This is a genomic window from Stenotrophomonas sp. CASM110 (assembly GCF_049384345.1).
Classification (GTDB): Bacteria; Pseudomonadota; Gammaproteobacteria; order Xanthomonadales; family Xanthomonadaceae; genus Stenotrophomonas; species Stenotrophomonas muris.
In genome coordinates this window covers 49175-65145 of record NZ_JBMRGI010000010.1, presented here as the reverse complement: position 1 = coordinate 65145, position 15971 = coordinate 49175, and the positions used below count along the sequence as shown (strand labels likewise).

The window sequence follows — 15971 nt, the reverse complement described above, 5'->3', positions numbered from 1 at the left end:
CGCTGCCGTCAGGCGCTGCTGCTTGCCGCCAGCAGGCACAGGCTGCGCGGCGGCAGGGTCCAGGCACCTGCCTCATCCGGCTCCAACGGCGTTTCGTCGGTCTGCAGGAGTACGCGCCGGAACGACAAGGCTTCATCCGACACACTGAACCGCTGCGGCTGGTCCCCGGCGTTCAACAGCAGGGCCAGGCTGACATGCCGCCCGGGCTCGCGCAGGCCGCTGTCCGGGCTGCGGCCGTCCAGCACGATCAGCAGCGCACGCAGCCCTGCGTCATGCCAGTCCGCTTCCTCCATGCTGCGGCCGTCAGGATGCCGCCAGTCGATATCACGCAGGCCCAGCGCTTCATCGTATTCGCCGCGCAGGAACCGGTTCCTGCGCAGCAGGCCATAGCGTCGGCGCAGCGACAGCGCCCGGCGTACGAACGCCACCTGCGCCTGTGCAGCCGGCGATGCCGCACGCTCCCAGTCGATCCAGCTCAGCGGGTTGTCCTGGCAGTAGGCGTTGTTGTTGCCCTGCTGCGAATGGCCGAACTCATCGCCGGCCAGCAGCATCGGCGTGCCCTGCGCGAACAGCAGCGTGGCCAGCAGGTTGCGCATCTGCCGCGCACGCAACGAGAGGATCGCCGCATCATCGGTGTCGCCCTCCACACCGTGGTTGCTGGAGAGGTTGTGCGAGTGGCCATCGCGGTTGTCTTCGCCGTTGGCCTCGTTGTGGCGATCGTTGTAGCTCACCAGATCGTGCAGGGTGAACCCATCGTGCGCCGTCACCAGGTTGATGCTGGCCGAGGGCCGCCTGCCATGATGTTCGAACAGGTCGGCCGAGCCGGTGAAGCGCGTGGCGAATTCCGGCAACTGGCCGCCATCGCCGCGCCAGAGCGCGCGCACCGTATCGCGGAAGCGGTCGTTCCATTCCGCCCAGCCCGGCGGGAACTGGCCCAGTTGATAGCCGCCCGGGCCGATGTCCCATGGCTCGGCAATCAGCTTCACCTGGCTCAGGATCGGGTCCTGGCGTACCGCATCAAGGAAACTGCCCGAGGCATCGAAGCCATGCCGCTCGCGGCCAAGGATGGTGGCCAGGTCGAAACGGAACCCATCCACCCGCATCTCGGTCACCCAGTAGCGCAGCGAGTCCATCACCATGCGCAGCGCGCCGGCATTGGTCAGGTCGAACGTGTTGCCGGTGCCGGTATCGTTGATGTAATAGCGGCGATCATCGGCCAGGCGGTAGTAGCTGGCATTGTCGATGCCCTTGAAGGACAGCGTAGGGCCCAGCTCATTGCCTTCGGCGGTGTGGTTGTAGACCACGTCCAGGATCACTTCGATGCCGGCACTGTGCAGCCGCGCGACCATCTGCTTGAACTCGGCCACGGTGCCCAGCGACAGGTAGCGTGGCTGCGGCGCGAAGAAGCCGATGGTGTTGTACCCCCAGTAGTTGCGCAGCCCGCGCTCGAGCAGCTGCTGGTCATCCACGTAGGCATGCACCGGCAGCAGCTCGATGGCGGTCACCCCCAGATGGCTGAGGTGGTCGACCACCGCGTCGTGGCGCAGGGCAGAGAAGGTGCCGCGCTCGGCCTGCGGGACATCGGGGTGCTGCATGGTCAGTCCGCGCACGTGCGCTTCGTAGATCACGGTCCGGTCCCAGGGCGTTGCGGGTGCACGTTCGACACCCCAGCTGAAGGCCGGATCGATCACCGCGCAGCGTGGCATGTAGCTGGCGCTGTCGCGGCGGTCGAAACTGAGATCGCCATCGCGGTGGCCCAGGGTGTAGCCGAACAGGTGCGGCGCCCACTTCAGCTCGCCGACGATCTGCTTGGCGTAGGGGTCCAGCAACAGTTTGTTGGGATTGAAGCGATGCCCCTCCTCCGGCGCATACGGGCCGTGCACCCGATAGCCATAACGTTGCCCGGGCCGCACGTCCGGCAGGTAGCCGTGCCAGATCTCGTTGGTGTACTCAGGCAGGACGATGCGCTCGACTTCACGGTTGCGCGCATCGAACAGGCACAGCTCCACCCGGGTGGCATGCCGCGAGTACAGCGCAAAGTTCACGCCCAGCCCGTCCCACGTCGCGCCCAGCGGGAACGGCCGGCCTTCGCGCACGCGCGAGGTCTGCGTCCACTTACGGCTGGCCATCGGTGCCCTCCTCGCCGCGCGCCGCGGCAATCTCGGCCTCCACCAGGCGCTCGGCCATGTGCCAGTGCCGCTGCTGCTGGTCGTCCGGGCGCCCCTCCGCTTCCCAGATCTGGTGGGCCAATGCCTCAATCCGCTGCCGTCGTTCCCTGCTGTCCATCCCTACCTGTCTCCTCGTTGATCCATATCGCCAGCGGGCTGCCAGCCAGAAGCCTGCCCACGTCCGCGGTTGCGTTGAAATGTTCGATGCGCCCGTCCAGGAGGTTGCGCATGGGGCCTGTCGGCAGACCGTGCAGTGCTACGCCGGTGCCGACGTCGTGCGCGGCGTGCAGGCTGGGCCCAGGCACGGCGGCGGGCGAACCCCGCCGCACGATCACCAGCAGCACCTGCGCCTGATGCCTGCGCGTGAACGCCAGCCACGGCGAGCGCGCAGGCGCGGACAGCGGCTGCAACTGGCCATGCAGGAACAGGTGCGGGTGCCTGCGGCGGCACTCCAGCAATTGCCGCAGCAGGAATGCCTTGATGCCACCGTCCCGCCAGTCTTCCAGCAGCGCGGGCCACCCGCGCGTATCGCGCAGCCACGCCTGCCGCGCTGGATAGTCCACGGCACGCCGGTTGTCCGGGTCCACCAGGCTCAGGTCCCAGCCTTCGCCGCCCTGATAGAGGTCGGGCACGCCGGGCAGGCAGTGCTGCAGGCACAGCTGCGCCAGGCCGTTGCAGGCGCCGGCCGGCGCGATGCGCGCCACGAACGTCGCCAGCGCCTCGCGCACCGGCTGCAAGGGCGCTGCGTCCAGCAGCGCGTGCAGCCACTGCGCGGCGGCCTCCTCCACGGCCACATCCGGGTCTGACCAGCTGCTGACCCGCTTGCCCTCGCGCAATGCCTTGGTCAGCCATTGCACCATCCTCGAGGCGAAGTCGGCGCCAGGGGCACCGTGCATCGGCCATGCGGCCACGAGCGCCTGCCACAGTGCGTAGGCCTCGGCACCCGGCAATGGCATCGGCGCGCCGGCGCGGGTCAACATCCGGTTCCAGCGCCGCACAGCGTCCCGCCATTCGAACGTGCAGGTACTGAGAACCGCCAGCCGTGCCCGGCTGTCGGCGCCGCGCTTGTGATCGTGGGTCGCAAGCGCAAGCAACGCCCTGGGATGGCGACGCAGGCGCGCGGCGGCGTGTTCCAGCAGCGCGCGCCCCTCCATGCCCAGCCGCTGCGGATCACTGCCGACGTCGTTGCGCGAGAGCAGCCTGAAATAGCGATAGAACCCGGTGTCTTCCACCGACTTGGCATTCAACGGCGCGGCCAGTTGACCGAAACGCGCACGCAGCACGCGCTCGGCCTGCGCCTCGCCGGCAAGCGCTGCCAGCAACAGGTCCAGCGCCGCGCGTGCGGCACCGTCCAGTGCCTGGCGCGCTGCGGCGGAAGCGTCCGCCAGCGCCTTTCGTTCACCCGCCCCCTGCAGCGAATAGGGCCGGTAGGTGCGGTAATGCCCCAGCACGGAAGCCAATGCGCGGGCCAGCGCAGCCACTCCGATATCGGCTTCGGCCAGCCGCGGCTGCAGGACCTGCTGCGCGCTGCGCAGCAGCCGCTGGAAGTCGGCATGAAGGCCCTGGCGCAGCAACATGGCGCGGGCGTCCTGCTGGATCCGGTCGAAGCTGCGCGGGTCACCGCCCAGCGCCTGCCACGTGCGCGAGAGCGCGGGTGCAGCCGCCGGATCGTGCAACCAGGCCCCGGCCTGGTCCATGAAGTCATAGCCGGTGGTGCCGTCGCAGGCCCAGTCGTCGGGCAGCTGCTCGCCCTCGGCCAGTATCTTCTCCACATGCAGGCTGACGGCCTGCGGCTCACGACCGCCGGCCGCGCAGGCGGCGTCGAGCGATTGACGCAGGCGCTGCAGGTACGCGCCCGGGGAGGCCAGGCCATCCACGTGGTCGATGCGCAGGCCGTCCACCCATCCCTCGCGTACCAGCCGCAGCGGCAGCGCATGCACTGCCTCGAACACATCCTCGCGCTCCACCCGCAGCGCGGCCAGTTCGTTGATATCGAAAAAGCGCCGGTAGTTCACCTGATCGCCGGCCGTGCGCCACCAGGCCAGACGGTAGTGCTGCCGCTGCAGCAGCGTGTGCAACCGTTCAACGCTGCGGTTGCAGCGTTCGGCCCACGCCGGCCACTGCGCGGGTTCCAGCGGATGGCTGCGCGGCGACAACGGCAATGCCAGGCCATGGTGGCGCAGCACGGGCCGCGCGTTGTCCACCACCACGCGCACCACGCCGTCGCGTACCGCGTCGTGCAACGGCCGGTCCAGTACCGGCAGCCAGAGCCGGCCCTCGCAGCCCGGCGCCTCCCACTCGATGTCAAACCAAGCTGCGTGCGGGCTTCGAGGCCCGTGCATCAGCACATCGCTCCACCACTGGCTGTGCGGGGACGCCGCCAGATGGTTGGGCACGATGTCCAGGATCAGGCCCATGCCGTGCGCGCGCGTCACTTCCGCCAGCTGCAGGAAGCCCGCTTCACCGCCCAGTTCCGGATTGATGCGAGCCGGGTCGACGCCATCGTAGCCATGCGTCGACCCGGGCACCGCCGCAGCGATCGGTGACAGGTAAAGGTGGCTGACGCCCAGCGCGGCGTAGTACGGCACCTGCGCGGCAGCCGCTCCGAGGTCGAAGCCTGCGTGCAGCTGCAGGCGCGCGGTGGCACGCAACCCCGTCATTGCCCGGTCCTGCGGCGCGTGGCACTCAGGCGCGCCACGCGCGCATCGGCCGCGTCAGCATCCCACGTCGGCGGCAGGCGGCGGCGCCAGTTGGGATGGCCGCCGACGGTGCCTGGCAGGTTCACCTGTGCGCGACCGCCCAGCGCGTCTTCCAGCGGCAGCAACGCCAGCCGGGACGCCGAGTGGGCGACCAGAGACAACGCCCTGGCGTCCAGCGGCGCGCCCTCGCCGCCGGCCACCGCAGAAAGTGCCTGCGCGTCGCTTGCGCGCGCGCGCAGTGCCGCTGGCAGATCCGCCAGCTCACCCAGGCGTGCACGCCAGCGCAGGTCACGCCCGCGCAGCCAGCCGGCCAGCGGTGGCAGGTCATGGGTGGAGGGCATGGCCACTGCATCGCGGCGCCACTGCGGCGCCGGCAGGAAGCGCGCGCCGTTGCGGGCAAACGGCAGCACCTCGATGCCCAGAATGCCCCGGGCTGCCAGCCGCTGGCGCATGCCCGGCGGAACCACGCCCAGGTCTTCGCCGATCAGCACGCAGCGATGCCGCCAGGACTCCAGCACCAGCAGGTTGATCAGATCATCGAACGGATAGCGCAGGTACACTCCCTGCCCAGCGCCCGCGCCACGGGGCAACACCCACAGCCGCAGCAGGCCCAGGATGTGATCGATGCGAAGCCCGCCGCGGCCGGACATCACGGCGCGCAGCACGCGAAGGTAGGGGGCGAAGCCCTCGCGCAGCAACGCCATCGGTGACCAGCTGGTGATGCCCCAGGCCTGGCCGAGCGGATTGAACGCGTCCGGCGGCGCACCCAGCTCAAGTCCCTGCAGCAGATCAGCCCCCCCGGTGCGTGCCTCCACGCCCTGCGGCGCGCAGCCCACGGCCAGGTCGGCAATCAACCCGATCGAAGCGCCCTCGTCGCGCAGCGTGGCGTGTACCTGCGCCCAGCCCTGCTGTGCCAACCACTGCGCAAACGCGTGGTCGTCCGCGCTGCCGGTGAACCGGTCGGCGGCATGCTGGCAATAGTGCCACAGCGGATCGCCCTGCATGGCACGCCAGGTTTCGATCTGCGCGTGCTGCGACGGTGCCTGCGCTGCAATCCATTGGCGAACCTGCCGTATCCAGCGCCACTTCACTGCCGCCGAGTGCGGCCAGTCAATGCGACGTGCGGCAGTTCCCGCTTCCACCGCCGCCGCCAGCGCCTCGTCCACGCCCAGCACGCTGTTGGCAGCACCGGGCAGTACCTGCGGCAGGGAGACCTGCAGCGGGTCGAGCCAGCGCCGGTCGCTGGGCGAATAGGGGCTGTAGCCTGGGCCCGGTGGCAAGCCGGCGTGCAGCGGGCTCAACGCCAGTGCGTCGCCGCCGTGCCGGTGCAGCAGCTCGCTCCATCGTGCACAGCCGGCACTGTCACCGATGCCGGCATCACCGGGCGCGCGCAGGCTGTAGACCTGCGCCGACAGGCCCCAGCCGCGCAGCGTGCCCCGCGGCCACCAGGCACGCTGTGGCGCCACCGCAACCGCCTGTTGCTGGTCGCCCCGGCGCCACTGCCAGTAACCCGGCTGGTCCGGCACGCGCCAGCGGCCCTGCGCATCGGCACGGGCGGGCAACGCTGCGCCCTGCTCATCCACCCAGCACGCTGCGCCGGCTGCCTCCGGCATCACCAGCAGCTGTCCGCAGCAGGCCGTGCGCAGGCCAGCGTGCTCGGGCACCGCCTCGCACTGCAGCCCCTCCAGCACGGCGCGCAGCACGTCCGGCGCGACCTCGCGCGCGGCACCGGCCACGTCGGTCCAGCGGACCAGCAGGCCCGCACGGCGGGCCGTCTCCCGCACCGCTGCATCCGTATTCATGCGGCGACCCAGCAGGCCAGCACGCCGCCGCCTGCCGGCAGCATCCCGGCAGCGTCCGGCCCCACGACGTACTCGCCGGCCGGCACCGCATGCGCCACCGGCACAGGGCCCACGTTGATCGCGATCCACCATTGGCCCGATGGCAACTGCCAGCCCGCCTGCACCGCGCCTTGGCCAAGCACGCGCGCGCCCAGCGACCGCGCCTGCAGCAGGCCCGGCTGCAGATAGCGCCTGCGCAGGCCGAGGAATTCACCCGAGCAGCGCAGCCAGTGCTGCGACCAGGGATCATCGCCGGGCGGCGGCGTGTACGACGCCTGCAGGGTCGCCGCATCGTTCGGGTCCGGAATACGCGCGCGCGCGGCGGCGTCGGCAAAGGCGCTGAAACCAGCGAACTCACGTCGACGCCCTTCACGCACCGCCTCGTCCAGCGGCGGCGCGTAGTCGGTGAAGAACAGGAAGGGCGATTGCGCCTGCCACGGCTCGCCCATGAACAGCAGCGGGATCATCGGCGTCAGCAGGGTCAGCGCCAGCGCCGCGCGCAGCGGCGCAGGATCGGTCAGCATCGACAGGCGCTCGCCGAAAGCGCGGTTGCCCACCTGGTCATGGTTCTGCGCGAATACCACAAAACGCGCGGGCGACAGGTCGGCGCTGGGTTCGCCGCGGGGATTGCCGCGCAGGTCCGGTTCACCCTGCCAGGCGAATCCCTCGGCCAGGCAGCGCGCCAGCAGTGCTTCGGCGCGACCGGCATAGGCCGCGTAATAGCCTTCCTGCTCGCCGGTCAGCATCACGTGCAGCGCATTGTGGAAGTCATCGTTCCACTGCCCCTGGTAGGCGCCGCGCAGCCATCGCGCCTGGTTGCGCTCGTTCTCCAGCACCAGGTGCGCGTGCGGGGCCACCGCACGTACCTCATCGGCCAGCTGCTGCAGGAAACGGTCATCGTCAATGGCGTGCACCGCGTCCAGGCGCAGGCCATCGAAGCCGTAGTCGCGCAACCACATCAGCGCGTTGTCGATGAAAAAGCGCCGCACCCAGGGCTGGCGGAAGTCGATGGCCTCGCCCCACGGCGTGCTGCGGTCGTCACGGAAGAACCCGCGCGCGTAGTCGCGCAGGTGGTTGCCCTGTGGTCCGAAGTGGTTGTAGACCACATCCAGCAGCACCGACAGCCCTGCATCGTGCGCCGCTTCGATGAAGGCCCTCAGCGCTGCCGGCCCGCCATAGGCATGGGCCGGCGCATACGGGAACACGCCGTCGTAGCCCCAGTTGCGCTGGCCGGGAAACTGCGCGACCGGCATCAGTTCAATGGCGGTGATGCCCAGCGCGGCCAGCATCGGCAGCTGCGCGGTCAACGCCGCGAAGCCGCCCCCGGCCTCGATATGCACCTCATAGATCACCAGGTCCTGCCAGGCATGCCCCTGCCAGGCAGGCCCCGTCGCGTCGGTATCCAGCACCACCGCGCTGTCGCCGTCGATGCCGTCCGGCTGCCAGCGCGAGGCCGGGTCGGGCACGTCCTGGCCAGAAGGCAGGCGGAACCGGTAGCGGTCGCCATGCGATGCCGGTATTCGCAGCCAGTGGCAGCCGTCCGGGTCGCGCTGCATCGGCCGCTGGGTGCCTTGCAGGCACAGCGCCATCGTCCTTGCGTCCGGTGCCCACACGCGGAACTCCACCCCGTCACCGGCCACCGGCCAAGCGCCCAGGCGCGGGGCCACTGTGGTCATGCATCAACCTGCAGGTAGAGCGTGGACAGCGGCGGCAGCGTGAGCCGCAGCGACTGCGCGTGGCCGTGCATCGGCCTGGGCTCGGTATGCACTGCGCCGAGGTTTCCCGCATTGCCGCCACCGTAATACGCGCTGTCGGTGTTGAGCCGTTCGCTCCAGCGCCCCGGTTGCGGCACCCCGACCCGGTAGCCGTCGCGACGCAGCGGGGTGAAGTTGCTCACCACCAGCAGGGTGCGGCCGCTGCCGGCAGGATCCCGGCGGATGAAGGCGTAGACGCTGTTGCGACTGTCGTCCGCCACGCTCCAGTCGAAGCCGCGTTCGTCGCGTTCGTCGCGATGCAACGCAGGTTCGGCGCGGAGCACGTTATTGAGGTCGCCCACCAGGCGCGACAGGCCCTGGCCCTCGCTGCTGGCCGCCCGTGCCCAGTCCAGTGCCGCATCGTGCGACCACTCATGGCCCTGGCCGAACTCGCCGCCCATGAACAGCAGTTTGCTGCCCGGGTGCGCCCACATGAAGCCGTAATACGCGCGCTGCTGGGCCAGCCGCTGTGCCGGCTCGCCCGCCATCTTGGCCAGCAGCGCGCCCTTGCCATGCACCACCTCGTCGTGGGACAGCGGCAGCACGAACCGTTCGGAGAAGGCGTAGACCAGGCCGAAGCTGATCTGGCTGTGGTGATGCGAACGATGGACCGGATCGCGCCCCAGGTACTGCAGGGTGTCGTGCATCCAGCCCATGTTCCACTTGTGGGTGAAGCCAAGCCCGCCCTCCTCCACCGGCGCTGTCACCCCCGGCCACGCGGTGGATTCCTCGGCGATCACCAGCACGTCCGGGAAGCGCTCCCGCAGCGTCTGGTTCATCCGCCGCAGGAAAGCGACCGCCTGCAGGTTCTCGCGCCCGCCCTGCTCGTTGGGTACCCACTCCCCCTCGGCACGGCTGTAATCCCGGTACAGCATCGACGCTACGGCGTCCACGCGCAGACCGTCGACATGGAAGCGCTCCACCCACTCCAACGCACTGCCGATCAGGTAGGCGGCCACTTCGTTGCGGCCGTAGTTGTAGATCAGCGTGTCCCAGTCGGCGTGCACCCCTTCGCGCGGGTCGGCATGCTCGTACAGCGCGGTGCCATCGAACCCGGCCAGGCCATGCGCATCGTTGGGGAAGTGCGCGCTCACCCAGTCCACGATCACTCCCACGCCGGCCTGGTGACAGCGGTCCACGAAGCGTGCGAAGGCCTGTGGCGTGCCATGGCGTGCCGTCGGCGCGTAGATCCCCAGCGGCTGATAGCCCCAGGAACCGCCGAAGGGATGCTCGCTCACCGGCAACAGCTCGATATGGGTGAAGCCAAGACCGGCCACGTACGGAATCAAACGGTCGGCCAGGGCATCCCAGTCCAGCGGCGCACCATCGTCGCTGCGCTGCCAGGAACCCGCATGCACTTCGTAGATCGACAGCGGCGCGCAGGTTCCGGCCAGGCGGCGGGCCGCCAACCAAGCATCATCGTGCCACTCCATTTGCCCAGCCGAAGGCACCCGCGATGCGGTCGCCGGTGGCAGCTCGGCCCAGCGCGCCATCGGATCGAACTTGTCGGGCATCACCCGGCCGTCGGCGCCGACGATGCGGAATTTGTAGCGGGCGCCGGCCTGCACGCCCGGCAGGAACAGCTCCCACACGCCGGCGGTGTGACGCAGCCGCATCGGATGGCGTCGGCCGTCCCACCCGTTGAAATCGCCAACCACGGCGACCCGCTGGGCATTGGGCGCCCACACCGCGAAGCGCACGCCCGCAATGCCCTGCACCTGCATCGGCACCGCACCCAGCTGCCGCGCCGCATCGGCATCACCGGCATGGAAGCGCTGCAGCAGGGCTTCGTCCAACAGTGGACCGAACGCATAGGCATCGTGCACCTGCTCCACGCCCTGTTCGAAATGCAGGGCAAGCAGCGGTATCGCCGCGTCACCGGCCGCGCCCTCGAACAGGCCGGGCAACGGGCCAGGGGACAGGTTCCAGCGCCGCCCATCGTCTGCAATCACCTCGACGCGCTGCGCATGCGGCACCAGCACGCGCAGCTGGCGTCCGCCTTCTGGCTGGCGATGCGGGCCCAGCCAGGCGAATGCATCGGCCGGGCGCGCGTTGACGAGGTCCTGCAGCGCCGGGGCGATACGCTGATCCAATCCCGTCTCCGTGATCGCTTCATCCTCCAGGGCGGCCAGATGCAGGCTGTCGTGGCTCATGCGGCCACCTGGCAGGTCTGCTGGTACAGGGCCAGGTACGCGCGACCGGCCGCATCCCAGCCACCCGGCCGCAGCATGGCGGCGCGGCGCATGGCCTGCAGCAGGCCGGGCAGGCGGAAGGTGCGCATCGCCCGTTCCACGCAGCGGCGCAGGCCATCGGCATTGGCGCCGTGGAACAGGAATCCGGTCACGCCATCCTCGACGGTATCCACCAGCCCGCCGGTCGCGTGTGCGATGGGCAGGCAGCCGAAGCGCTGCGCGTACATCTGGCTCAGCCCGCAGGGTTCGAAGCGTGAAGGCATCAGCAGGAAGTCGGCGCCGGCAAACATCTGGCGGGCCAGCGCCTCTTCGAAGCCGATGAATGCGCCCACCCGTCCGGGGTAGCGCCGGGCCAGCGCCTGCACCTGCGCTTCCACCTGCGGCTCGCCGCCGCCGATGATGACCAGCTGGCCGCCGGCCGCCACGATCTGCGGTGCCACGTCGCAGGTGATGTCCAGGCCTTTCTGGTGCACCAGGCGGGAGACCACCGCGAACAGCGGGCCGGTCGACGGCGCCAGCCCGAACGCCTTGCGCACCGCATGCGCGTTGGTGGCGCGCCCGGTCCATTCGCCGATGCCGAAATGGGCCTTGAGGTGGATGTCGCGGCGTGGATCCCAGCTGGCGTCGATGCCGTTGACGATGCCACTCAGGTGTCCGCCGGCCGCCCGGCGCGCCAACAGGTCATGCAGCCCGCAGCCGTCATCCGGGGCGGTGATCTGCTGCGCGTAGCGCAGGCTGACCGTGTTCAGCCGCGTGGCATTGGTGATGCCGCCCTGCAGGAACGACATCTGCCCGTGGAAGTGCAGTTCATCCAGGTGTTCGGCTGGCACGCCCAGCACCGGCGCAAGCGCGTAGGGAAACAGCCCCTGATAGGCCAGGTTGTGGATGGTCAGCAGGGTCGGCACGGCTGTCCGGTCCCAGCGTACGTAGGCGGCAGCCATGGCCACCGGCCAGTCATTCAGGTGCAGCAGCTGCGGCGCCCAGTCCAGCCCGGCGCGCCCGGCCGCAATCTCCGCAGCCGCATGCGAAAGCGTGGCGAAGCGGACCGCGTTGTCTTTCCACTCCTGTCCCTGCCCATCCACGTAGGGCGAGCCCTCGCGCTCGTACAGCCCAGGCGACAGCAGCACGTAGATAGGAAGGCCGTCGGCCTGCACCGCCATGCCGATCGTGCACGCGGGCAACCCGGCTCGGGCGCTGACCCGCCCCACCGGTCGCAGCTGTGGCAGGCGCTGCAGAACCTCCGGGTAGCCGGGCAGCAGCACGCGCGAATCACATGCACCGCGCACCGCACGCGGCAACGCCGCGGCCACATCGCCCAGTCCGCCGGCCTTGATGAAGTCGGCCATCTCGGTGGCGACGAACAGCACGCGCTGCACCAGTTCTGGGAGATCCAACGGTTGCGAGTGGCCGCGGCGAGTGCCGATCGGCACGGGCGTGAGCGGAGAGATCGCAACGGGTGAAGCGGACTGGGCGGCGCGGGCCATGGGGATGATCTCGGATGCTTCAGGCAGACAGACGCCAGCGGCGCCCGGACGGGCGCTTGTGCTGGGAAGGAAGTCGACGCAGGACGTGGGGGACGTCAGCGAGAGGCTCAGGACGACAATAGCCCTCCATGCGATCAATCAACCGTGAAGCCATGGCGATTTCTTTGTGACAAGGCGTCATGAGCTCAGTACACATGACAGGCGCCCGCCTCCTGCCCGTGTCTCTCATGTAGAGCCGAGCCCGCGCCCGGCTGCCGGCAATCCCGTTTGCCCCGTGAGCCGAGCATGGGCTCGGCTCTACAGGGATTCTTCCTGCGACACCCGGTCGCAGGCCATCGAGCGACGCGCTTGACCAATGTCAAACCGCCCGCCGCCGCGCGGGCGTATTTCTATGCAGGACCCGAACACGCCGGCACTGCCGGCATCCACAAGGACCCTGCGATGAGCTACACCCCCGACAACGCCCAGCTGCTGAACGCCATGCAGAACGTCATGGTGATCTCCACCACCGACCTGCAGGGCAACATCACCTACGCCAATGACCTGTTCTGCACGCTCACCGGCTTCGCCCGCGAGGAACTGATCGGCCAGCCGCACAGCATCGTGCGCCACCCGGACGTGCCCAAGGCCGTCTACAAGGACATGTGGGACACCATCAAGGCCGGCAAGACCTGGACCGGCATCGTGCCCAACCTTGGCAAAGGCGGCGTGCTCTACGTGGTCGACACCACCGTGCAGCCGCTGTTCGACGCCGACGGCAACATCACCTCGTACATCAGCATCCGCCGCGTGGTGAACGACCTGATGCAGAACTACGACCTGGTCGAGTTCAGCAAGGAAAAGTTCGACGACTTCTACGAGGCCGCGTGAACGCTGTCCCGACCAGTACGCCCTTCAGCCGCCTGCTGGTGGGTTTTGCGTCCGAGTCGGGCAACGCCCGCGTCCTGGCCCAGCGCCTGGGCGCGGGCCTGCAGCTGCACGGGCCGCAGGTACTCCCGTTCAACGACATCGACGTGGCCAGTCTCGGCCAAGGCGATGTGCTGCTGGCAATCTCCAGCTCGTTCGGCGATGGCGAACCGCCGGCCAATGGCGAGCAGTTCTTCGAAACACTGCGCCAGACCCCGACGCTGCGCGGCCTGCGCTATGCGGTGTTCGGCCTTGGTGACACCGGCTACCCCAGCTTCTGCGGCTTCACCAAGGCGCTGGATGCTGCATTGAGCGAGCGCCAGGCCCAGCCGCTGCTGCATCGGGTGGACGCCGATCTGGGCTACGAGCAGTTCTTCCAGCAATGGCAGCCGGTGCTGGGCCAGGTGCTGGAGGGTGACCTCAGCGCTGGCCAGCACCTGCACCTGCAGGTCACCGCCTATGGCGAAGACAATGCCTTTGCCGCGCGCATCCTCGAACGCCGCCGCTTGAACAGCAGCGACCCGGCCGCGTGGCACCTGCAACTGGACATTGCCGGCAGTGGCATGGCCTATCGCGCGGGCGACACCCTGCACGTAGTACCCGGGAACGACCCTGCCCTGCTGCAGGCATTGGCCACCTGGTACGGCGACACCACCGCCGTGGCCGCCCTGCAAGACCGCGAGCTGCGCCTGCTGAGCAAGGGCGTGCTGCGCGAACTGGCCCGGCTGGGCGGTAGTGAGGCACTGAAGGGCCTGCTGAAGGTCAGCCAGAAGCGCGAGCTGGACGCCTACCTGCACGGCCTGGACCTGCTGGACGTGCTGCAGGACCACGCCACGCCGGACAGCGTGCCGCTTGCCCGGCTGCGCGAACTGCTGTCACCGCGGCTGCCGCGTGCCTATTCGATCGCCTCGCACCCGTGCGACGACCAGCTGAGCCTGTGCGTGCGCGAAGTGCGCTACACCCTGCGCGGCCGCGAACGCTTCGGCACTGCCACCGGCAGCCTGCTGCATGGAGGCGACCATGCCCGTGTGTACTGCCGCTCCAACCCCGGCTTCCACCTGCCCGATACCGGCGAGGCACCGCTGCTGCTGGTCGGCACCGGCACCGGCATCGCACCCTTGATGGGCCTGCTGCAGGAACTGCAGGCCAAGGCCTGCGAACGCGAAGTGCACCTGGTGTTCGGCGAGAAGCACCGCCAGCACGACTACCTGTACCGTGACCAGCTGCTGGACTGGCGCACGCGTGGCCTGCTGGCCGGCCTGCATACCGCGTTCTCGCGCGATGGCGCCGAGAAGATCTATGTGCAGCATGTGCTGCAGCAGCGCGGCGATGAAGTGCGCGATGTGCTGGCCCGCGGTGGGCATCTGTACCTGTGCGGCAACAAGCGCCACCTGGAAAGCGCGGTGCGCGAGGCCATCGATGCCATCGGCGGCGAAGGCCACTGGGACACGCTGCGCAATGAGGGCCGCACGCACTGTGAATTGTACTGATCCGTTGATCCTGTAGAGCCGAGCCCACGCTCGGCTGCTGTTGGCGTTGTCGCGCAGAGCAGCCGAGCATGGGCTCGGCTCTACAGGTGCAGGTCAACCGTCGACAATGCGGCCGTCCACCACGCGCGCCACCTGCTGGCCGAACATGGCCACATCCTGCGGGTCATGGCTGATCAACAGCAGCGGAATGCCGGTCCTGTCCAGCACGGTCTCCAGCTCCTGGCGCAGGTGCTGGCGCAGGTCGTGGTCCAGCGCGGAAAACGGTTCATCCAGCAGCAGCGCCTGCGGCTGTGTCACCAGCGCGCGCGCCAGCGCGGTACGCTGGCGCTGTCCGCCGGAAATCTGTGATGGCAGCAGATCGCACACCGTGTCGATGCGGAAGGCGTGCAACCACTGTTCCACCGCGTCGAAGCGCTGGCCGATCCGCGGATTCAACCACCCCTTCTGCAGCCCGAACGCCACGTTCTGGCGCACGCTCAGGTGCGGGAACAACGCGTAATCCTGGAACACGTAGCCCAGCCGACGGCGCTGCGGTGGCAGGTCCACGCCGGTGGCCGCGTCGAACAGGGTCTGCCCCTGCAGGCGCACATGGCCCTGGCCTGGCCGCAGCAGCCCGGCCACCGCCTTCAGGGTCAGGCTCTTGCCGGCGCCGGAGGGTCCGAACAGCACCACCTGCCGCTGCGTGCACTGCAGCGATACGTCCAACACGAAATCCTGGCCGGCCGCCTGCAGGCGACGCTGCACCTGCAGGTCAAGCCACATCACGCAGCTCCCGGCGACGTCCGCCCACCAACCGCGCAGCCAGCAACAGGATCACGATGCAGACCACCGAGGTCAGGATCACCAGCGCATTGGCCTTGCCGTCCTGACCGGCCTGCACCGCCTCGTAGATGGCGATCGACAACGTCTGCGTCCGGCCCGGAATGCTGCCGGCCACCATCAACGTCGCGCCGAATTCGCCCATCGCGCGTGCAAACGCCAGCAACAGGCCGGCAAGAATGCCGCGCCAGGCCAGCGGCAGCGTGACGCGGAGGAACACCGCCGCTTCGGACACACCCAGCGTCCGCGCGGCCTGCTCCAGCTGTCCGTCCACTTCCTCGAACGCCGCGCGTGCCGGCTTGAACACCAGCGGCAGCGAAGCCACCGCCGCCGCAATCACCGCAGCCTGCCAGGTGAACACCAGGTTGATGCCGAACCACGACTGCAGCCACGCGCCGATCGGGCCGTTGCGACCGATCAGCACCAGCAGGTAATACCCCAGCACCGTTGGTGGCAGCACCATCGGCAGGGTCAACAGCGAATCCAGCAGCTCACGGCCGGGAAAGCGCCGACGCGCCAGCAGCGCGCCCAGCGCCACGCCCAGCACCAGGTTGGCCGCGGTGGCCCAGCCGGCCACCTTCAGCGACAACCCCAATGCACTCCAGTCCAGATCCATGC

At 69.2% G+C, this 15971-nt stretch carries 11 protein-coding genes; 2 read left to right on the top strand and 9 right to left on the bottom strand.

Annotated features, from left to right (window positions below):
- Positions 1–8: 8 nt before the first annotated feature.
- From glgX to glgA, 7 genes are read right to left on the bottom strand one after another with little or no spacing between them, the layout of a single operon-like run.
- Positions 9–2129, bottom strand: coding sequence for a glycogen debranching protein GlgX (glgX, locus tag VG561_RS10935; protein ID WP_014647379.1), 2121 nt, complete (start codon positions 2127–2129; stop codon positions 9–11).
- A complete protein-coding gene (locus VG561_RS10930; RefSeq protein ID WP_014647380.1) occupies positions 2116–2286 on the bottom strand; it encodes a DUF2934 domain-containing protein in 171 nt (56 codons plus the stop codon). The genes glgX and VG561_RS10930 overlap by 14 nt, the downstream gene beginning before the upstream one ends.
- Positions 2255–4828, bottom strand: a complete 2574-nt coding sequence (gene treY / locus VG561_RS10925) for a malto-oligosyltrehalose synthase (RefSeq protein WP_423179581.1) — start codon at positions 4826–4828, stop codon at positions 2255–2257. Before treY ends, VG561_RS10930 begins: the two co-directional genes overlap by 32 nt.
- Entirely contained in the window at positions 4825–6669 is a 1845-nt protein-coding gene (locus VG561_RS10920) for a 4-alpha-glucanotransferase (RefSeq protein WP_262093819.1), read from the bottom strand. The genes treY and VG561_RS10920 overlap by 4 nt, the downstream gene beginning before the upstream one ends.
- Complete coding sequence (gene treZ / locus VG561_RS10915; protein ID WP_262093817.1) at positions 6666–8384, bottom strand: malto-oligosyltrehalose trehalohydrolase; 1719 nt, start codon at positions 8382–8384, stop codon at positions 6666–6668. Before treZ ends, VG561_RS10920 begins: the two co-directional genes overlap by 4 nt.
- Positions 8381–10615, bottom strand: a complete 2235-nt coding sequence (locus VG561_RS10910; RefSeq protein ID WP_423179580.1) for a 1,4-alpha-glucan branching enzyme — start codon at positions 10613–10615, stop codon at positions 8381–8383. Before VG561_RS10910 ends, treZ begins: the two co-directional genes overlap by 4 nt.
- The gene (glgA, locus tag VG561_RS10905) at positions 10612–12138 is read right to left on the bottom strand and encodes a glycogen synthase GlgA (protein WP_080354736.1); all 1527 of its coding nucleotides are present in this window, start codon (positions 12136–12138) and stop codon (positions 10612–10614) included. Before glgA ends, VG561_RS10910 begins: the two co-directional genes overlap by 4 nt.
- Positions 12139–12579: 441 nt before the next feature.
- Between glgA and VG561_RS10900 the strand changes: the two genes are divergently transcribed.
- Both VG561_RS10900 and VG561_RS10895 read left to right on the top strand, forming a co-directional pair.
- Positions 12580–13008, top strand: coding sequence for a PAS domain-containing protein (locus VG561_RS10900; RefSeq protein ID WP_005409905.1), 429 nt, complete (start codon positions 12580–12582; stop codon positions 13006–13008).
- Entirely contained in the window at positions 13005–14534 is a 1530-nt protein-coding gene (locus tag VG561_RS10895; protein WP_423179579.1) for a diflavin oxidoreductase, read from the top strand. Before VG561_RS10900 ends, VG561_RS10895 begins: the two co-directional genes overlap by 4 nt.
- Before the next feature lie 93 nt (positions 14535–14627).
- Here the strand turns inward: VG561_RS10895 and VG561_RS10890 are convergent, their stop codons facing one another.
- Together VG561_RS10890 and modB are read right to left on the bottom strand one after the other, a co-directional pair.
- Positions 14628–15296 (bottom strand): sulfate/molybdate ABC transporter ATP-binding protein, encoded by a 669-nt coding sequence (locus VG561_RS10890; RefSeq protein WP_423179578.1) that lies wholly within the window; start codon positions 15294–15296, stop codon positions 14628–14630.
- Positions 15286–15969, bottom strand: coding sequence for a molybdate ABC transporter permease subunit (gene modB / locus VG561_RS10885; RefSeq protein WP_046430995.1), 684 nt, complete (start codon positions 15967–15969; stop codon positions 15286–15288). The genes VG561_RS10890 and modB overlap by 11 nt, the downstream gene beginning before the upstream one ends.
- Positions 15970–15971: the final 2 nt, after the last annotated feature.